At 67.1% G+C, this 19,267-nt stretch carries 15 protein-coding genes and 1 tRNA gene; 9 read left to right on the forward strand and 7 right to left on the reverse strand.

The genetic code is table 11. The features are described from left to right. Positions 1 to 13 precede the first annotated feature (13 nt). From ACEN8G_RS19000 to ACEN8G_RS19020, 5 genes are read left to right on the forward strand one after another with little or no spacing between them, the layout of a single operon-like run. The gene (locus ACEN8G_RS19000) at positions 14 to 2,053 is read left to right on the forward strand and encodes a CHAT domain-containing protein (RefSeq protein WP_413414719.1); all 2,040 of its coding nucleotides are present in this window, start codon (positions 14 to 16) and stop codon (positions 2,051 to 2,053) included. After that, positions 2,050 to 3,981, forward strand: coding sequence for a ShlB/FhaC/HecB family hemolysin secretion/activation protein (locus tag ACEN8G_RS19005; RefSeq protein WP_413414687.1), 1,932 nt, complete (start codon positions 2,050 to 2,052; stop codon positions 3,979 to 3,981). The genes ACEN8G_RS19000 and ACEN8G_RS19005 overlap by 4 nt, the downstream gene beginning before the upstream one ends. Continuing rightward, a complete protein-coding gene (locus ACEN8G_RS19010) occupies positions 3,978 to 4,415 on the forward strand; it encodes a hypothetical protein (RefSeq protein ID WP_413414688.1) in 438 nt (145 codons plus the stop codon). Before ACEN8G_RS19005 ends, ACEN8G_RS19010 begins: the two co-directional genes overlap by 4 nt. Next, positions 4,405 to 5,094, forward strand: a complete 690-nt coding sequence (locus ACEN8G_RS19015; protein WP_413414689.1) for a hypothetical protein — start codon at positions 4,405 to 4,407, stop codon at positions 5,092 to 5,094. The genes ACEN8G_RS19010 and ACEN8G_RS19015 overlap by 11 nt, the downstream gene beginning before the upstream one ends. After that, the gene (locus tag ACEN8G_RS19020) at positions 5,091 to 9,188 is read left to right on the forward strand and encodes a filamentous hemagglutinin N-terminal domain-containing protein (RefSeq protein WP_413414690.1); all 4,098 of its coding nucleotides are present in this window, start codon (positions 5,091 to 5,093) and stop codon (positions 9,186 to 9,188) included. The genes ACEN8G_RS19015 and ACEN8G_RS19020 overlap by 4 nt, the downstream gene beginning before the upstream one ends. Before the next feature lie 138 nt (positions 9,189 to 9,326). Here ACEN8G_RS19020 and ACEN8G_RS19025 read toward each other — a convergent pair. The 4 genes from ACEN8G_RS19025 to ACEN8G_RS19040 all read right to left on the reverse strand — a co-directional run bounded on the left by ACEN8G_RS19025 (position 9,327) and on the right by ACEN8G_RS19040 (position 11,236). Further along, positions 9,327 to 9,403 (reverse strand) — tRNA-Arg (locus tag ACEN8G_RS19025). Positions 9,404 to 9,454: 51 nt separating this feature from the next. Next, positions 9,455 to 10,120 carry an endonuclease III gene (gene nth / locus ACEN8G_RS19030; protein WP_413414691.1) on the reverse strand — a complete coding sequence of 222 codons (666 nt, stop codon included), beginning with the start codon at positions 10,118 to 10,120 and terminating at the stop codon, positions 9,455 to 9,457. Further along, positions 10,117 to 10,845 (reverse strand): 4-hydroxy-tetrahydrodipicolinate reductase, encoded by a 729-nt coding sequence (dapB, locus tag ACEN8G_RS19035; RefSeq protein WP_413414692.1) that lies wholly within the window; start codon positions 10,843 to 10,845, stop codon positions 10,117 to 10,119. The genes nth and dapB overlap by 4 nt, the downstream gene beginning before the upstream one ends. Positions 10,846 to 10,885: 40 nt before the next feature. Then, positions 10,886 to 11,236 (reverse strand): hypothetical protein, encoded by a 351-nt coding sequence (locus ACEN8G_RS19040; RefSeq protein WP_413414693.1) that lies wholly within the window; start codon positions 11,234 to 11,236, stop codon positions 10,886 to 10,888. Positions 11,237 to 11,546: 310 nt separating this feature from the next. Here ACEN8G_RS19040 and ACEN8G_RS19045 point away from each other — a divergent pair, with 310 nt between their 5' ends. Together ACEN8G_RS19045 and ACEN8G_RS19050 are read left to right on the forward strand one after the other, a co-directional pair. After that, the gene (locus ACEN8G_RS19045) at positions 11,547 to 11,813 is read left to right on the forward strand and encodes a hypothetical protein (protein WP_413414694.1); all 267 of its coding nucleotides are present in this window, start codon (positions 11,547 to 11,549) and stop codon (positions 11,811 to 11,813) included. Between the two features lie 41 nt (positions 11,814 to 11,854). After that, positions 11,855 to 12,562, forward strand: a complete 708-nt coding sequence (locus ACEN8G_RS19050; RefSeq protein WP_413414695.1) for an NAD-dependent deacylase — start codon at positions 11,855 to 11,857, stop codon at positions 12,560 to 12,562. Here ACEN8G_RS19050 and ACEN8G_RS19055 read toward each other — a convergent pair. Beyond that, on the reverse strand, positions 12,553 to 13,020 hold the full coding sequence (locus tag ACEN8G_RS19055; RefSeq protein ID WP_413414696.1) for a hypothetical protein: 468 nt from the start codon (positions 13,018 to 13,020) through the stop codon (positions 12,553 to 12,555). The genes ACEN8G_RS19050 and ACEN8G_RS19055 overlap by 10 nt on opposite strands. Positions 13,021 to 13,064: 44 nt before the next feature. Then, the gene (locus ACEN8G_RS19060; protein ID WP_413414697.1) at positions 13,065 to 13,703 is read right to left on the reverse strand and encodes a TetR/AcrR family transcriptional regulator; all 639 of its coding nucleotides are present in this window, start codon (positions 13,701 to 13,703) and stop codon (positions 13,065 to 13,067) included. Positions 13,704 to 13,833: 130 nt separating this feature from the next. On the opposite strand from ACEN8G_RS19060, the gene ACEN8G_RS19065 reads away from it, so the two are divergent. Continuing rightward, complete coding sequence (locus ACEN8G_RS19065; RefSeq protein WP_413414698.1) at positions 13,834 to 16,182, forward strand: TonB-dependent receptor; 2,349 nt, start codon at positions 13,834 to 13,836, stop codon at positions 16,180 to 16,182. A gap of 75 nt (positions 16,183 to 16,257) precedes the next feature. Then, positions 16,258 to 17,520: a spinster family MFS transporter gene (locus ACEN8G_RS19070; RefSeq protein WP_413414699.1), complete on the forward strand. Its 1,263-nt coding sequence runs from the start codon at positions 16,258 to 16,260 to the stop codon at positions 17,518 to 17,520. Positions 17,521 to 17,659: 139 nt separating this feature from the next. Here ACEN8G_RS19070 and ACEN8G_RS19075 read toward each other — a convergent pair whose 3' ends face one another. Next, positions 17,660 to 19,231 carry a peptide chain release factor 3 gene (locus ACEN8G_RS19075; protein WP_413414700.1) on the reverse strand — a complete coding sequence of 524 codons (1,572 nt, stop codon included), beginning with the start codon at positions 19,229 to 19,231 and terminating at the stop codon, positions 17,660 to 17,662. Between the last annotated feature and the right edge of the window lie 36 nt (positions 19,232 to 19,267).

Genomic DNA, 19,267 nt, shown 5'->3' on the forward strand with positions numbered 1-19,267 from the left:
AAGAATCTTGAAAATGCGCGGCATAGTTGTTCGCATAGCCATTTCTGCGGCCATATTGAGCGGCTTCGCGCATGCCGCACCGAATCCCTCGGCCCCCAGGCAAGTCGAGACCACGCACTTGTCGGAGTGCCCGGCCGCCCTGGACAAGTTGATCGAAGGATTGCGCTTAGAAGAAGGCATATTGACCCGCACTTACGGTGCCGGCCGACGTGATTTGCCCCTCGACAGCGCAGAAAAGGCAGCCCGGATACTTCATGCGGCGCTGGGGACGGAGACGGGCGGGTCGGCAGCCTGTGGCGAAGCGAAAATCGCAATTGCCCAGGCCAGCGCGCATCGAATCCTGGACATGATGCCCCGGGGCGGCAGGCCCGGTGATGCGATCGTCCAGGACCTCGGGCGGGCAGTGGCGTTGCTGGGGCAGCCGGGCCAGCCTTGCGGGAACACGACGACTTGCGCGCTTTCCGCAAGGATCGCATTCGCCCTGCCACGCGAACGCCCGCCTTCCGGCGGCGAGGCGATTTGCGCGGATCGCCGCGGAAGGGATTGCGCGTGGATGCTCGCCCGCCGCGCTATCGCCTATGCTTCCTCGACGGGTCCAAGCCTTGCCGGCGCCGAAGCCTGGATGGCGCTGGCCGAGATCGACGGCAAAGGAGACCATCTCGACGCCACGGCCGTATTGCGGGCCTATGCCGAGCTCTCCGCGCTTGGGAATCTGCCCGGCGGCAAGAACAGTCTAGCGCAGCTCATTCCCAATGCCTTCCGGCATCGCCTGTTGCCCATCTTCCAGGCGGCCGCCGATACGGCATATGAATCCGGAAGCAAGGGCAGCACGCTGCTCCTGGAAATCGGCGAAGCCTCGCGGCGCGCGCAGATCGAGGACAGCGTCGCGGACGCTTGCGACCGCCTCGCCGTCCCGCTTTCGTATCGCGACCTTCTCGCGGGCGAGCGGATCATATATCCGGTGGTGGGCACCGCACGGAGCTATATCCTGGTCGCCGGCAACGATTCCGCGCAGCGTGGCTGGAGCGTCATTGCCGGCGGATCGGCCAGCGGGGGGGCGCAGCTTGCAGCGGCTGCGAGCGCACTGGTCGCCGCCCTGCAACCCGCCTCCGCCAGCGTCAGCGGAGGCGCCGACCCCGACACCGTAGACTGGGAGGCGAGGAAGGCGCAGTTCCTCTACGCGCAACTGATCGCACCGCTGATAGAAGAGAAGGCGATACCCGCGCCCACGGCGACGAGCGCGGCCAATCCGGTGACGCTCATCTTCTTCCCCGACCCGATCCTTCGCAACGTCCCCTGGGCGCTGCTGCATCCCGAAAGCGACCCGCAAGCCTTTCTGCTGCGCGCAGCCAGGATCGCGATCGGCCCCGGCCTCGCTTATGTCCGCGCGCCCGCGACGATAAAACGGGGCGGCGTTCTGCTCGGCGGGTTCGACGCCTATGGGAACGAGCGACTGGAGCAGTTCCTGACCGGCCTCGACGCCTCGCAGAGCGACGGACGCACCCGGGCCTTGATCGGACGCGACGCATTCAAGCCAAGCGTGCTGGGCCAGGCCCTCGAGCGCGACCGGTGGCAGATCGTCCTGCTCGCCACCCACGCGCAATGGAATCGGGCGGGAAGCTATATCGTCGTCCCTTCGGAGGACAAGCGCACCCAACCGTGCCCTCCCCCGAATGACACTCTGGCATGCCTGGAGATCGGCAAGCTGGAGGCCAGCCTCCGCAAGGGAGAGCGCCGGGCGACCAGCCTCGAGCTACTCATCTTCATCGCTTGCGATGCCGCAGCGAGCGATGCGGGCGATATCGGCATCGCCGGTGCTGCGCTGCGCGGGGGCGCACGCACCACGGTCGGCCCGCTCGTCTCGGTACAGCGCGGTCCGACACCGGAGTATTTTTCACGCAACCCCGCGACGGGCCAATCCTTTCTGAACGCACTGCTGAATGAAGGCGAAACGCCCGCCGGCGCGCTCAGGCTCGCGCAACTCGACAACGAGGGCGAACTTGGATTTCCGCCCACTTGGGGTGTCTTCGTCGTCGTCGGAAACTGGCGTTGAAACGCCTGTTCCAGGCAGGCGCCGCTGCGGCGGCGATCGCGAACCTTGCGCCTGCGCAGGCGCAGTCCGACGGCATGCAGCTGGCTGGACCCGAGTCCGGAAAGGATGAGGCCGGGCAGGACGATGTCGAGATCGTGCTGACCAGCGAGGAAGTCGAATGGGAAAGCGCGCTGAAGCCGGTCATGAGGGCACCGGCCGGCGCCGCCGGCCAGTTCTGCCCGGTAGAAGCGATGCTCGGCTCGCAATGGGTCTCGCAATGCCTGGGCGCAACTTCGTCCGCCACGCGCGAAGCGGGGAGTGGCGCCTGGCGATTCCGCGTTCCCCGCGCCGGGCTCGAGGCCAATATAAGGCGCGTCAACCAGGCCCTGTACGCACAGGGCTATGTCAATTCCGGACTGCTGCGCGGCGAACCCACCGATGGCCCCGTTCGGCTGCAGATGGTCGTGGGCAGGTTCGAAAGCGCCGAGGGCCGCTGCGCGATCGATCGCTCGCGCCTCCAGAAATCGCGGCGGCTCGGCAGCTATGCCGAGAAGCGGCTGCTGGCAGGCTGTTCGAAGGGCCGTGCGTTCAACGCCTATTTGCTGGAACGGAACTTCAGGCGGCTTGCCGACGATCGCGATCAATGGGTGAAGCATGTCAACATGGAGCTCGCCGCGATGCCGGGGGCTCCGGGCCGCGCGACGCTCGAGCCCGTCGATGGCGCGCCGCTGCTCGAGTCCAGGCAAGGCTTCGATGCCTATGCCGGCACCGCAAACAATCGCACGCCGTCGATCGGCAGCCTCCGAAGCTTTGCCGGTCTGAGCATCCGGCGCCCCTTCCCGGGGGTCGCCCTGGACGTGGAAGGCGGACTGACCGCGGGTGCCGTCGACGCCAACGGAACATTGGGAATCAGTCTTGGCCCAAAGATCTCGTTGCGGGTGCGCGGCGATTATAACGAGGCCGAGATTGTCGATCCGCTGCTGCGCGCGCTCGATATTCGTTCGCGCGGTTACGGCGGCGAAGCGGGCCTGAGCTATGGCGCGCTCCGGTGTCCACTGACGCCCTTGTTCGGCGACCCGCTCGAAGGCGTGCCGAGGCGGGCGTTCGACACCGGCCTGTTGGGCTGCCGCCTGGCCGGGCGCATGCCGGGTGATGCGCCGCTCGCCTGGGCGCCCGCGAAGGACCTGGCGATCGGGCTTACGCTGTCGCATCGCGAATCCCGCTCCTACCTGCTGGGCATCCCCTTTTCCTTCGCACCCGGCGCAGTCGATGGTCGCTCCTATACGACGGCGCTGCGCGCATCGGCCGATTGGCTGGAACGCGGTCGCGCCGACAAAGCCGGGCAGCGCGGCTGGACGCTTGCGGCGCGTGCCGAAGCGACGTTCGGGCTCGCCGGCAGCCGCACCGACATCGCGGGCGTGGCTGCGCCCTCCCCCAGCTTCTTCCTGGTCCGCGGCCGGTTGAGCTATGCCCGGCAATTGCCCTGGACCGACACGATCCTGACGCTGCGGCTGGATGGCCAATGGACTTCGGGCCTCCTCTACACCGCCGAGCGGCTGCCGATCGGCGGCGTCAATTCGGTGCGCGGTTTCGCCGACGCGACATTGCTGGTGGACAGGGGCGCGACCGGGACGATCGAGTTGGGCCGCGACTTCAGTATTGCCGGCGCAAGGGGCGGTGCAGCGGGGCTGCTCAACTTCCGCATCTGGGGGTTCGGGGACGCAGCCTATGCCGAGAATCTCAACGCCGCGACACGTTCGCGCGACTGGCTGGCAAGCGTCGGGCTCGGGCTTGCCTGGAAACCCCACCCCGCGATCGAGGCCCGGTTCGAACGTGGCTGGCGGCTCACCGAGCAGCTTGCCTTGCCGGGCAAGTCGCTGGCGAGCCGCGGCTATCATTTCGGCGTGACGGTACAACCACTGCGTTTTCTCAAAGGAGGCAATCGATGACGAAGCCGATGGAGAAAAGGGCCTGGAGCGGACGCCCGCGGCAGGCGAGCATCCGGCTCGCGCTACTCGCCCTTGCGTGCACAAGTAGCGCCGCAATCGCCCAGCAGACGGCTTCGCCCCTTCCGGACGTGTACGAAATCCGTGACAGCAATGCGGCGCAGTGCGTCGTCGCGAAGCTCACCATAGCCAGCAAGGACAAGTCGAACAGGGCACGAACCGTCCTGCTCGTTTGCGACGGAACCCTTGGCGGTCCGTCCGGCGGATCAGGTCCGCCGCTCAGCCAGCTATATATCACGCCCGCCCAGGCATCATGCCTGCTCAGAGAGGCCGGCGCTGGCGCGGTGCCGCTGAAGATCCACCTTGCGCAGTGCAATGTGCGCCCGCCCGAAGCCTTCACACCGTTTCGAGGCAGGAGGAACGGGCGTGGCAATTAGGCTGATCCCGCGCTGGAGCGCCGAGGGCTGGCAGGCCGCCTTCACGCTACTGGGCGTGCTTGTCGCGTCCGCCGGCGGCTTTTTCGCTTATGGCCAGTGGCAGAACGACAAGGTGCTGGAGCTGCAGAGCCGCTGGGGCTCCGACGAGATGCAGACGCGGCGCAACCGGATCACCGACGGCTTCGTCTGCATGGGCGTGCCCTATGTCATGTTGGGCATGAAGGAGGAGGAGCTGAAGCAGTTGCGGCTCCAGATCGTCTCGCCTTCGAAGGATTATGACGGCGTGGCGGGCGATGTCGCCGCCTATCTCGATTTCTTCGAGGATGTGCGCACCTGCGTCGATACCCACGTCTGCAATGCGGAAGTCGCCTGCAAGCGCTTCGGCCCCGAAGCCGCCTGGCTCAGCAAGGTGCTCGGTCCCTATGTCGAGCGCCAGCGCCTGCTGTTCCGCGAAGCCGATTACGGCACGAGTTTCGACGGGCTCAAGAACAGCTGCAAGCCCTGGTGGAAAGAGATCGAGGCGCAGCCGATGACGCTGAGCAAGGACGACAAGCAGCGCATCGCAGACATCCATACCGAGCTGCAGCCCGAAGAGCAGGGCCTGGCGCATTATCAGCGGAAGGCGGCGTGCGACCGCATGCGGCCATCGACCGCTCCAACGGTGAAGGTGGTCAAATGAAGGTCTCCGCCGATCGTACCGTCGCTTTCCGGCGCCTCCCCCATGCGGCACGGGCAAGCAGGCTGGCACTGGCCTGTGCGCTCGCATGCACCGCTGCGCCCGCCTGGGCGCAGGTGACGACGGCGATCGTGCCCGATACGGCGCCGGCGCTAAGCACGGCCACGACGGTCCAGCGCGGTCCGGGGGCCGCCAACCCGAACATATTCATCAATGGCGGACGCTATTCGGGGCCTGCCGACAATCCGAATGCGAACCTGTTCCACAGTTTCACGCGCTTCGACCTGGCTCCCGGCGACGTCGCCGTCTGGTTCAGCTCCGACCCCAGCCGCGTCAACGTCCGCAACATCATCAACCGCGTGACCGGCGGCGACCCGTCCGATCTCCATGGCAGGTTCGATTCCTCGACCTTCCCCAACGCGGACTTCTATTTCATCAACCCGGCGGGCGTCGTCTTCGGCGGGAGCTTCAGCGTCAATGTCCCGCAGTCCTTCTATGTCTCGACTGCCGGCACGCTGCGCTTCCGCGACGGCACCCAGCTGCGCGCCGCCGAATCCAACGGCTCGACCTTCTCGTCCGCCCCGCCCGAAAGCTTTGGCTTCATCGGTGGCCAAAGCGGGGACATCCGGTTCGAGAAGAACGACGTCAACCCGGGCTCCAGCGGCAGCCTGAAGGTTGGAAGCGGCAAGACTGCGCTGTTCGCCGCGCCCAACCTGACGCTGACCGACACCAGTATCCGCACCGTCGACACGCGCCTCCGGCTCGCGGCCGTCGGCGCGGCCAGCTATGCGCTGAGCCTCGACGCGCTCGGGCGACTGCCGCAACTGAGCGGCACCCTCACCCTTCGCAATGCGAGCATCAGCGGCACCGGCAACCTGAACGACCTTCGAGGGGCGAATTCCGGGATCGGCATCTCCGCGGGGAACATCGATCTGATCGGCGCCACCTCGGGAAGCACCGAGACCGCAATCTATGCGGGGGGCGATTTTCCCAACGGGGTCGGTGTGGACATGGATATCCAGGCCGATACGCTGAGAATGTCCGGATTGAGCCGCATATACATGCAGACCGGCGTCACGGACACGCCCTATGTCGCGCTGCTCGATATCCGCACGCTGCTCGAGATGCGCGGGAATCCGGGCGCCTCACCTTCGGCGCAGATCGGCGGATCGAGCCTGGGCGCGAACACCGGCACGTCGATCGTGCGCATCCGCGGGGCGGGCGCAACGCTATCGATGACCGACGCGGTGCTCGACGTCCGCCTGAACGGCGTCACTCGAAGCTCGGGCAGCATCGATGTCGATGTCGGGACTATCGTCGGAGAGCGGGCGCAATTCCTGACCTCGAGCAACTTTCCGCTGATCGGGGCGCCAGGCGGCGTCCTCAACGTCCGGGCCCACAGCATCGCGCTTGTCGACTCGACGATCGGCGCCGCGACGGCCAGCAGCAGCGATGCGGGACTGGTCCGCCTGACCGCCGATATCCTGGATCTGACCCGGACAAATGTCGATGCGTCGAGCATAGGCGGCGGCACCGGGGGCACCATCGAGATCAATGCCGGCCAGGCCCGATTGGTCGAATCGACGCTGATCGCCCGGTCCGTGGCGTTCGGCAACGCCGGCACGATTCGAGTCAATGCGGCGAAGCTGGTGACGGAGCGCGGCAGCTTCGTCACCGACACCTTCACCAACGGCCAGGGTGGCACGCTGTCGATCACGGCCGACGAACTGCAGATGAATGCGCCGCTGATCCGCAGCGCGACGACGAGCCAGGGCAATGCCGGCAACATCGAGATACGGGGCGGCGCGGTGGCGTTGAGCGGCGCACAGATCGAAAGCGGGACCAGCGGCGGCGGCCGTGGCGGCACCGTCACCCTTGCCGCAACACGAAGCCTGTCGCTGCGAAACGGCTCGCTCACCAGCGCCACCACCAGCATCGCCGATGCCGGTGACATCTATTTTTCGGCTCCGACGATCGACATCGATGCCTTTGCCGTCACCAGTGCGACGAGCGGGCTCGGCCGCGGCGGCAATATCAGCCTGAGCGCCGACCGCGCGACGCTGCGCCAATCCAGATGGAGTGCGGGAACTTCGAATCGCGGCGCAGCGGGATCGATCGACCTGACCGGAACCTCGAGCCTTTCGCTCGACCATATGGTCGTCAGCACGCTGTCGGACCCGAATGCGGGGGCCGCGGGCGCAATCAGCCTTCATGCAGGCGACGCGCAGCTGAGCGATACGAGCCTCCTCGCAGTGACGTTGAGCGGCAGCAATGCCGGCGCGGTCACGCTCGACGCGACCGGAACGCTCGCGCTCAGTCGGACGAGCATCGCCAACAGCAGCTTCGGGGACGGCAATGCCGGCACCATCAGCCTGATCGGCAGGTCGGTCGACCTGGTCGATACCGACATCCACGCCGCGGCCAGCGCACGCGGGGATTCGGGCGACATCGCCATCACCGCGCGAACCGGATCGGTGACGATGCTGACCAGCAGCATCGAGACGAACGCGACGGGCTCGATTGCACGAGCCGGAACGGGCGCGGCGGGCCGCGCCGGCACCATAAGGGTCAGCGCCGGTGACGATGTGAGCCTGCTCAGTTCGTGGCTGTCGTCGACTGCGGCCGGGCTGGCGAGCCGGGCGGGCTCGATCGAGATCACCGCGCAGGATCAGGTCAGGATGGGAATTTCTCCCGGCCTGCCGGCAAGCCAGGCAATCATATCGGTGACGACAAGCTCGCAGGGCGTTGCGGACCCGAACGGCCGCGGCGGCATCGCCATCGCGGCGCGCGACATCCTGCTCAGCGGCGCCACACAGCGCCTGGACCGGGCCGCCACGCTGAGCGGCCGCGTACGCATCGCATCGGAAACCAGCGGCAGCCAGTCCGCCGGAGCGGTCGAGCTGCGCGCAACCAACCAGCTGACGCTCGAACGAGTCGATCTCATCGCGCAAAGCGCGCGCGGGCTGGCCGGGCAGCCGTCCCCCACCGGACGCGCCGGCGACGTCCTGCTTTCCGGCAACGACCTGGTGCTGCGCAATGCGATCGTCGAGGGGTCGAGCGCGTCGGCCGGCGCGGCGGGGTCGATCGAGGTGGTCGCACGACACGATCTGACCGTCACCGACAGATCTGTCCTTTCGACCGCGGCAAGCGGCACCGGTGCGGCCGGCTCGATCGATATCGGCATTGGGCATCTGGGCACGATCGACGGGCTGAGCCGCGTCGACAGCGACGTGAGCGGCAACGCCACGCTTCCCGGCGATATCCGCGTCCATGGCGCCGGCGCCACGTTGCGGGTGTCGGACGCGGCAGGCGCCACTCCCGCAGCCAATCGCTCGGCCATCTCGTCGAGCACCGGCAACGCAACCGCGGGCGGTCGCGTCAGCATCGATGTCGATCGGCTCGAACTGCTGAACGGCGGTGGCATCTTCGCTGTTTCGGCCACCGGGGCGACGGGACGCGGCGGCAACGTCGCCGTCCGCGCGAACACGGTAGTGATGGACGGCGCGCATTCGGGAATCCAGGCCACCGCGATCGGCGATGCCGATGCGGGATCCATCCAGCTGACGGCCAACCATATCCTGCTCGCGAACGGGGCGGAGATATCGACCAACTCGCGGCTGCGCAGCGCCGGGGACATCACGATCGCAATGCCGAGTTCGGGGCTGCTCGAGCTTCGCGGACGCAATTCCTCGGCGACGATCACGACCTCCTCCGGGCCGGGGACCGGGGGGCGGATCTCGATCGGCGCGCCGCTTGCCACCATCTCCGACGGCGGCAGCATTCTCGCGCTCGGCGAGGCGCGCGGCGCGAATGTGCAGATCGGCAGCCGCTACCTGATCCGCTCGAGCGACGCGATCAACACGCTGAACGTCGACGGCACCCTCATCCTCGACGCGCAGGTCCAGGATATCAGCCAGGGCATCGAGGAGCTCGACCTTCCCTTTGTCGATGCCTTCACAATCCTGATCGGCCGCTGCGCCGGCACGCGGGGCGACGGTCTCGTCAGCCAGCTCCGCCTGCGCCTGCGCGGCCCCTATCCGACATGGCAACCGAGGCTGACCCTGAACACAGAACCCGGCCCGCAACCCTGCCGCTAGCTCCCGGCATGGGGCGACGGTCCGCATTGTGACGCTTCGGCCGCAGCGTAGTCGCTACGATCAGCCGGCACGCCGCCTAGCCCTTAATGTAGAGAAAACCGGCCCGCTCGAGCTTATGCGAGGCTCTTCCAACGAAAGTGGCGCACCCGACAGGATTCGAACCTGTGGCCTCTGCCTTCGGAGGGCAGCGCTCTATCCAGCTGAGCTACGGGTGCCTGGAGTCAGAACAGGGCGCCTAGCAAAGCATTTGCGGCGGCGCCAGCCCCTCAGTGCGCGGACACCGTCTTCGGCTTTTTCGGCGCGGGGGTCTTGGGCTTGTAGGGGCACAGATCCTCGACCACGCAGCGCCAGCATTCCGGGGTGCGCGCCTTGCAGGTGTAGCGGCCGTGCAGGATCAGCCAGTGATGCGCGTGCAGCCGGAAGGGCTGGGGCACCACCTTCTCCAGCTTCTTCTCCACCGCCAGCACCGTCTTGCCCGGCGCCAGCCTGGTGCGGTTGCCGACGCGGAAGATGTGGGTGTCGACCGCGAAGGTCTCGGCGCCGAACGCGACGTTCATCACCACGTTCGCAGTCTTGCGCCCGACGCCCGGCAGCTGCTCGAGCGCATCGCGGTCATTGGGGACTTCGCCGCCATGGTCGCGGATCAGCGCCTCGGACAGCGCGATCACGTTCTTCGCCTTGGTGTTGAACAACCCGATCGTCTTGATGTGCTGCTTGAGACCTTCCTCGCCCAGCGCGACCATCTTGGCCGGCGTATCGACCTCGCGGAACAGCGCGCGCGTCGCCTTGTTCACCCCGGCGTCGGTCGCCTGGGCCGAGAGCACCACCGCGACGAGCAGCGTATAGTCGTTGACCGATTCGAGCTCGGTCTCGGGATGGGGATTGTCCGCGGCGAGGCGCGAGAAGAACTCGAAGACGTCCTCCTTCTTCACCCGCCCAGCACCTGGTCCATCGTGTAGCGGCCGGCCGGCTTGCCCGCGAGCCACAGCGCCGCGCGCACCGCGCCGCGCGCGAAGATCGCCCGGTCGTCGGCGCGGTGGGTAAGCTCGATCCGCTCGCCATTGGTCGCGAAGACGACGCTATGGTCGCCGACCACCGATCCGCCGCGCAGGCTCGCCAGGCCGATGGTACCGGTGGCGCGCGGCCCCACCGTGCCGGCGCGGTCGGTCACCTCGGCCTCGGCCAGCGTCGTGCCCATGCCGGTAGCGGCGGCATTGCCGAGCATCAGCGCGGTGCCCGAGGGCGCGTCGGCCTTGTGGCGATGGTGCATCTCGACGATCTCGATGTCCCAGTCGGCGCCGAGCTGCTGCGCCGCCTCGCGCACCAGCCGCTGGAGCAGCCCGATGCCGAGCGAGGTATTGCCGGTCTGGAGCACCGCGATCTCCTGCGCCGCCGCATCGATCAGCGCATGATGCTGGGGCGAGAGGCCGGTCGTGCCGACCACGATCGGCTTGCCGGCTGCACGCGCGGCGGCGAGATGCGCCTCGAGCGCCTGGGCGGCGGAGAAGTCGATCAGCACGTCCGCTTCGGCTGCAATCGCGCCGGGATCGTCCTGGGCGTCGGCGCCGCCGGCAATGCGTGCGCTCATCTCGGGCGCCACCGCCGCGATCGCCTGCCCCATTCGGCCGAGGCTGCCATAGATGCCGATGCTGGTCATGCACGCTCCTCTGGCACAGCGGCGGGAGCGCGCAATAGGGTTATTTCGCGTCCTCGTCCTGCTTCTTGGGCTTCCTGCCGAGCGGGATGGTGGCGGTGGCCATCAGTCCCACGCCCTTGGCCCCGGGCAATTCGCGCTGCACCGCGACCACATTGCCCTTGCCGCCACCGGGCAAGCGGAAATCGGGACGCAGCGGCTTCTCCGCCCAGCGCGCCTCGTCGAGCGTGGGCAGGCGCATCCCGTTCGGATTGCCGCAAACGGTGATCGTGTCCCCACCCGGCCGGCACGGGCGCTTCGGCACCATCGCGGCCTCGCCTGCCTCGTCCGGGCTGGGAAAGATCGGCGCCCGGTCCTGCGGGGCGAGCGCGGCGAGGAGGAGGGCGGTGAGCATGGCCCGAGTGAACCGGCGATTTGCGGCACCGGCGTGGCAAATGCCCGGAAATGGCGCGAATAGACTCCGGCACCGCGATTGTGACCTGGCGCCCCTTGTGAAATGTTGCCCGCATGGTCGGCATCGTCGCAGCCTTGATGCTTCTCGCCCAGCCCGCTGGCGCGGGCCTTGCCTCCGCGCCTGCCGACCCGGTGATCTTCGCGACCATCGGGCATTCCGAATGGTGCCCGGCCGGCAATGTCCAGATCGACCTGCGTACGGGCGACTATACGCTGACGCCGCGCGGGCAGTCTGCAGCGATCCGGCGCTGGTGCGCCCCGTTTTGCGCGGGAAGCTGGAGGCGACACGCCTGTCGGCGATCCGGGACGCCTGGCCCCCTGTGCAGAAGGGCGGCCTGAATATCTGCCGCCGGGGCGAAAGCGGCGGCGTCATCAGCAATGCCGGCACGCCGATCATGGTGCTGACCAGCGGCGTCCGCACCATCGCGGCGCCTCAGGAATATGGCTGCTGGAGCAAGGCCGGTTCCGCGCTGTACCGCGCGATCGACGATAGCTTCGAGACCGCGCACCAGCCTTGAGCGCGGTGGCGGCTGGCGTGATTCGCGCCTATCCTGCCGCCATGCGCACCATCCACAACATCGTCATCCTCACCGGCGCCGGGCTCTCGGCGGAGAGCGGCATCGCCACCTTCCGGGGGCCGGGCGGGCTGTGGGAGGGGCAGCGGGTCGAGGATGTCTGCACGCCCGAGGCGCTCGCCCGCGATCCCGAGCTGGTCCACCGCTTCTACGATGCGCGCCGGGCGAAGCTGGACGAAGTCGTGCCCAATGCCGCGCATGATGCGCTGGCCCGGCTCGATGCCGAATGGCGCGGCGGACTGCTGATCGTCACCCAGAATGTCGACGATCTGCACGAGCGCGCAGGCGCGAACCGTATGCTCCACATGCACGGCGAACTTAAATCGGCGCTCTGCGCGGCCTGCGGCGACAGCGGCGAATGGGAAGGGTCGCTGCCGCCCGAGAGCGAATGCCCCGATTGCGGCAGCCCGGCGCTGCGCCCCGACATCGTGTTCTTCGGCGAGATGCCCTATCACCTGGAAGTGATCGAGCAGGCGCTGGCCGATGCCGACCTGTTCGTCTCGATCGGCACGTCGGGCGCGGTCTATCCGGCCGCCGGCTTCGTCCAGACCGCGCGCTATCACGGTGCGCAGACGCTCGAGCTCAACCTCGATCCCAGCGCCGGGAGCAGCTGGTTCGGCGAGAGCCGGCTCGGCCCGGCGGGCACCCTGGTGCCCTTATGGGTGGAGGAGATGCTCGCCGCTCAGGCGTGACCGACGACGTGGAGATGCGGCGCGCGGCTGTTCACGAACACTTCCTCGCGCGCCACCGGCGACCAGGGCAGCCAGCGGAACCAGGTATAGATGGTCCGCCACTGCTCGCCGGCCGGGACCTGGAGCAGGGTCTTGTAGGGCCGCTTCGCCCTGGGCCAGTAGAACAGGTGCAGGCGGACCTCGCCGCGCACCAGCCCGTCCAGCGTATCGACGAACTTGGCTTCCGCATCGGGATCGGCGTCGAGATGGAATTCGGCGGTGAACAGGTTGCTGCGGATCATCAGCAGGTCGCGCGACCAGACCAGCTTGAGCGCGATGCGCAGCCCATATTGGATCGGCAGCTCGAGCTCGAGATAGTCCGGCCCGGCATCGGCGCCACGCATGCGCAGGCCGTGGCGCTCGGCCAGCACCGTGAACAGCGCCCTTGCCCGCGCCACATGCCAGTCGCTGAAATCCATGCCCCCAAGATGCGGTACCGCGCCCCGCACCGCAATGGCGGGACTTACCTATCCGTCCCGATTCCGCGCGCGAGCAGCTTCGCGACCGTGTCGGCGATCGCCTCGGGATCCACATCCTCCTGCCAGACGCTGTAGCGCAGGCCGAGGAACACGTTCATCCCCATGATCGCCCAGGCGTGGATCTCGTTCACGTCCTCGCGCACCTCACCACGCTCCGCCGCGGCCTGGAGGCGCCTGGCGATGCGCTCGGCGGTGGTCGCATAATGCATGCGGAAGCTCTCGGGATCGACGAACTCGGCCTCGTCGATGATCCGGTAGATCTCCTTGTGCTCGCGCGCGAAGCGGATGAAGGCGAGCAGGGCCGCCTGCTCCGCCGCAATCTGGCCGCCGGTGGCGCCCTTGATCGCCGGCGCGACATGCTCGCGCACCTGCTCGCTCATGTCGCGGACCAACGCGCGGAACACGTCGTCCTTCGAATCGAAATAGGTGTAGAAACTGCCCAGCGCGACGCCCGCCCGGCGGGTGATCCCGCTGATCGAGCCTTCATGGAACCCCTTGGCACCGAATTCCTCGGCCGCAGCATCGAGGATCAGGCGCAGCGTGCGCCGCCCGCGCGCGGTGCGCGGCTCCTTGCCGGCGCTCGCGGCGTCGCTGCCCTGCAGGTCCGATGCTGTGGCGTTCATGCCACGGACCCTAGCCATTGCATCTCCCCCTGTCGATCCAAGTTGAAACTTGGTTCAGGTTTCAGTATAGCCTCGGGCAACAAGGTGCAACCCGCGATGAACGACGGGTTCGAGGAGAGGGGATAACTGCATGTCACGCCTGAATTGCGCGCGTTCGATTCTGTTCGCGGGCGCCGCCCTTGCTGCAATCGCCGCCGCCCCCGCCATGGCGCAGGACGCTGCCTCCGCCGCGCCGGAGGCGCAGGACAGCGCGCTTGCCGATAGCGGCGAGATCGTCGTCACCGCCCGCCGCCGCGAAGAGAAGCTGCTCGACGTGCCGACCGCGGTCACCGCGCTCACTTCGGCCCAGCTCAACCAGGCCGGTGCCGTCGACCTGACCGACCTGCAGATCGCCTCGCCCAATACCACGCTCAAGGACGCGCGCGGCACCAACTCGACGCTCGCCGCCTTCATCCGCGGCGTCGGCCAGCAGGATCCGGTTCCCGGCTTCGAAGCGGGCATCGGCATCTATCTCGACGACGTCTATCTCAACCGTCCCCAGGCAGCGGTGCTCGACATCTATGACGTCGAGCGGATCGAAGTGCTGCGCGGGCCGCAGGGCACGCTCTATGGCCGCAACACGATCGGCGGCGCGGTGAAGTACGTCACCAAGAAGCTCGAGGATCGCCCGACCCTGTCGGTCCGCGGCAATTACGGCTCGTACAACCAGGCGGACGTGATCGTCAGCGCCTCCACCCCGATCGGCTCGATGCTCAAGTTCGGCATCTCGGGCGCCCGGCTGACCCGCGACGGCTTTGGCGAAAACAAGAATCTCGGCATCGAGAACTACAACAAGAATGTCTGGGCCGGCCGCGCCACGCTCGAGTTCGAGACGCCCGACGAGAAGATGTCGGTGCGGATCACCGGCGACTATACCCATGACAAGTCGAACGCCCGCAACGGCCACCGCCTGTTCCCGGGCCTGCTGACCGGCTCGCCGGTGCTGTCCAACGTCTTCGACACCAATGCCGGGCTCAACAACCCGAAGAACAATGTCGAGGCGGGCGGCATCTCGATGACGATCAACGCCGATGTCAGCGAGCACATCACGCTGCGCAGCATCAGCGCCTATCGCGAGGACACGTCCTACACCCCGATCGACTTCGATTCGACGCCCTCGGTCGACGTCGACGTGCCGGCCTATTACAAGAACAACCAGACCAGCCAGGAATTCCAGGCGCTGGTCCATGGCAGCAAGCTCAACGGCATCCTCGGCTATTATTATCTCGGCGCCAAGGCGACGACCGGCTTCGGCGTGCTGCTGTCGACCACGCTCGCCGGCTTCAACGCCTATACCGCAGGCGATGTGCGCACCGAGACCCACTCGATCTATGGCGACTTCACCTATGACATCACGCCGGCACTGAGCCTCACGCTCGGCGGCCGCTACACCTGGGATCAGCGCAAGTCCTATGTCTTCAAGGCCAGCTATCTCGGCCTGACCCCAGATTTCGGCGGCACCCCGATCCCGGTCGGCGCGCCTTCCACCGATTTCCGCGGCACCGCCAATTTCAAGCGCTTCACCCCGCGCGCCACGCTCAGCTTCAAGCCGAGCGCCGACCACATGGTCTATGCCTCCTATTCGGAAGGCTTCAAGGGCGGCGGCTTCGATCCGCGCGGCTCGGGCACCTCGGCGCCGATCAGCAACCCCGCCGCCGGCCGCACCTATCAGGACATCTACAATTATCTCTCCTTCGATCCGGAGACGGTGAAGAGCTATGAGATCGGCTGGAAGGGCGCGGCGTTTGACCGCCGCCTGAACTGGTCGCTCGCCGGCTTCTATTCGGACTATTCGAACGTCCAGATCCCCGGCTCGGTCGGCTGCCTGATCAACAACGTCCAGAGCTTCTGCGGCATCACCACCAACGCCGCCAAGGCCGACATCAAGGGTGTCGAGCTCGAGACCAACGCAGTGATCGCGCGCGGCTTTGCCGGCCCGGGCTCGAGCTTCTTCTTCAACGGCGCGCTCGGCTATATCGACGCCAAGTACAAGCGCTTCATCGGGCCGACCGGCGTGGACGTCTCGGCGGTGCGCGTGTTCCAGAACACGCCGGACTGGACGCTGGCCGGCACCCTCGGCGCCACGCTGCCGGTCGCCGGCGGCGATCTCAACGCCACCACCACCGTCTCCTATCGCGGCCTGACTCACCAGTTCGAGACGGCCAGCCCGTTCCTCGACCAGCCGGGCTACACGCTGCTCGATGCACACCTGGTCTACACCTTTGGCGACGGGCGCTACTCGATCGGCATCCACGGCAAGAACCTGACCGATGCGCGCTACAAGACCGCCGGCTATCAGTATATCAACAGCCGGATCGACGGCACGCCGATCCTGACGCCGGCCGGCGGCTATACGCCGACGCTGGGCAAGGAAGGCGTCGCCACTGCCTTTTACGGCAATCCGCGCCAGATCTTCGGATCGTTCAGCCTCAAATTCTGAGTACGCTGCACTGCACCTAAATTACCGAGCCGGACGTCCCTTGACGTCCGGCTCTTTTGATGTCGAGGTATGGTCATGAACGCTTCCGCCGCATCCCCCGCCAGCCGCCCCGGCTATCCTGGTCTCGTGCTGGCGATGCTGCTGCTCGTCTACACCTTCAACTTCCTCGACCGGCAGATCCTCGGCATCCTCGCCAAGCCGATCATGGAGGACCTCCACCTCAGCAAGACCGAGTTCGGCGCGATCGGCGGGCTCGCCTTCGCGGTGCTCTATTCGGTGCTCGGCGTGCCCCTCGCCTATCTCGCCGACCGGACCAGCCGCTCGGGCGTGATCGCCGGCGCACTGGCGGTGTGGAGCCTGTTCACCGGGCTGTGCGGCCTCGCCACCGGCTATTGGCAGCTCTTCCTGTTCCGCCTCGGCGTCGGCGTCGGCGAGGCGGGCGGCGTCGCCCCCTCCTATGCGGTGATCAGCGACTATTTCCCGCCCGAGCGCCGCGCCCGCGCGCTCGCCATCTATTCGCTCGGCATCCCGATCGGCCTGGCGCTCGGCACGCTGCTCGGCGCCTATATCGCGGCGCTGGTCGACTGGCGCGCGGCGTTCATCACCATGGGCGTGATCGGCATCCTGATCGCGCCGGTGTTCCGCTGGGTGGTCCGCGACGTGCCGCGCCCCGTCGTCGCCAAGGGAGAGACCACGCCGGTCAGCGCGGTGTTCGGCATCCTCGCGCGCAAGCCCGGCTTCTGGCTGCTCGCCTTCGGCGCCTCGTGCAGCTCGCTGTGCGGCTATGGCCTGGCGCTGTGGACCCCGCTGGTGCTGATGGGCAATTTCGGCTTCGACCTGGTCACCACCGGCCAGTTCATGGCCTCGCTGCTGCTGATCGGCGGCACCGCGGGCGTGTTTGCCGGCGGCTGGTTCGCCGACCGGCTCGGCAAGGGCGACCGCGCCTGGTACGCCTGGTTGCCCGCCATCGCCTGGCTGGTCACCGCGCCCCTGTTCGCGATCGGTTTCCTGACGCCCAATCCCTGGATCGCCTGGCCGCTGCTGATCATCCCCAACGGGCTCAACATCCTGTGGCTCGGCCCGGTGACCACCGCCGTGCAGCACATGGTGCCGCAGCACATGCGCGCCACCGCCTCGGGCAGCTTCCTGCTGATCAACAATTTGATCGGCATGGGTCTCGGCCCGCTGCTGATGGGCTTCCTGTCCGAGGAGCTGAAGAGCAGCTACGGCGCCGACGCGCTGCGCTACGGTGCGGTGTTCTGCCTCGGCTTCTATGTAATTGCCGGCATTCTCGCGCTGCTCGCCGCCCGGCACGTGCGCAAGGGCTGGGTCGACTGAGCCATCCTAGGTAGTTTTCCGACTCGGCGCTTTCCTGAATCGCGCAGATTCCGAATTTGCACGATCATGCAAATGCGTTCCGAGGGGATGCCTTTACGGGACGGCCGGGCGGGGATGGGACCGCCCGGCCACCCGCAAATCAACGCTCCCGCGTCGCCGCGAACTTCACCTTCGAATAGCGATCGGCGACATAGCCGACTTCCCAGTTCGACTTGGCCATGAACACCGGGTTGCCGTCGCGATCCTTGGCCATCGCGCCGCGGTTTAGCGACATGAACTCGGCCAGGTCCTTGGGATCCTCCGCCGTGATCCAGCGTGCCGTCTCGAACGGCGCCACTTCCAGCCCCGCCGCAACCTTGTACTCGGCATCGAGCCGGCTGAGCAGCACGTCCAATTGCAGCTGGCCGACCACGCCGATGATCCAGTTCGAGCCGATCTCCGGATAGAAGACCTGGGTCACGCCTTCCTCGGCCATGTCGTCCAGCGCCTTGCGCAGCTGCTTGGTCTTGGTCGGGTCCTTGAGCGCGACACGGCGCAGGATTTCCGGCGCGAAGTTCGGCAGCCCGGTGAAGCGCACATCCGCCTTCTCTGAGAGCGTATCGCCGACGCGCAGCACGCCGTGGTTGGGAATGCCGATGATGTCGCCCGGAAAGGCCTCATCGGCCAGCTCACGCTCGCGCGCGAAGAACAGGATCGGCGAGTGAATCGCGATCGGCTTGCCATGGCCGGTCGGGGTCAGCTTCATGCCGCGCTTGAAGGTCCCCGAGACCAGCCGCATGAACGCGATGCGGTCGCGGTGATTGGGGTCCATGTTTGCCTGGACCTTGAACACAAAGCCGGTGACCTGCCCGGCATCGGGCGAGACCGGCGCCGGCTCGGCAGGCAGCGCGTGCGGCGGCGGGGCGTGCGTCGCGATCGCCTCGATCAGCGAATCGACACCAAATTCCTTGAGCGCCGAGCCGAAATAGACCGGGGTCAGGTCGCCGTGGCGATAGGCCTCGCCATCGAACGCCGGATAGCCCGCCTGGGCCAGCTCGACATCCTCGCGCAGCTTGGCGAGATTGTCCGCGCTGATGATGTCGTCGAGCTGCGGATCGTCGATGCCGCTGGTCTGCACCACCTTGCCATGGAATTCGCGGCTGTCGCCCTCGGGCAGCAGCAGGCGGTTGGTGGCGAGGTCGAAGATCCCCTCGAACGTGCCGCCCATGCCCACCGGCCAGGTCATCGGGCACACGTCGAGCGCGAGCAGGTCGGCGATCTCGTCCAGCGTCTCGAACACGTGCCGGCCTTCGCGGTCGACCTTGTTGACGAAGGTGATGATCGGCACGTTGCGCAGGCGGCAGACCTCGAACAGCTTGCGGGTCTGGCTCTCGATGCCCTTGGCGACATCGATCACCATCACCGCGGAGTCGACCGCCGTGAGCGTGCGATAGGTGTCTTCCGAGAAGTCCTCGTGGCCCGGCGTGTCGAGCAGATTGAAGGTCACCCCGTTCCGCTCGAAGGTCATCACCGAGCTGGTCACCGAGATGCCGCGCTGCTGCTCGATCTTCATCCAGTCCGAGCGCGCGCGCCGCGCCTGCCCGCGCGCCTTCACTTCGCCGGCAAGATGGATCGCGCCGCCGAACAGCAGCAGCTTTTCGGTCAGCGTGGTCTTGCCCGCGTCGGGGTGCGAGATGATGGCGAAGGTACGGCGGTCTGAAACTTGGGGCATGCTAATCCAGGAACCGGTTATCCTGAGTAGCCATTG

Origin of the sequence: Sphingomonas sp. Sphisp66, from assembly GCF_047324325.1 — a bacterium.
GTDB lineage: Bacteria > Pseudomonadota > Alphaproteobacteria > Sphingomonadales > Sphingomonadaceae > Sphingomonas.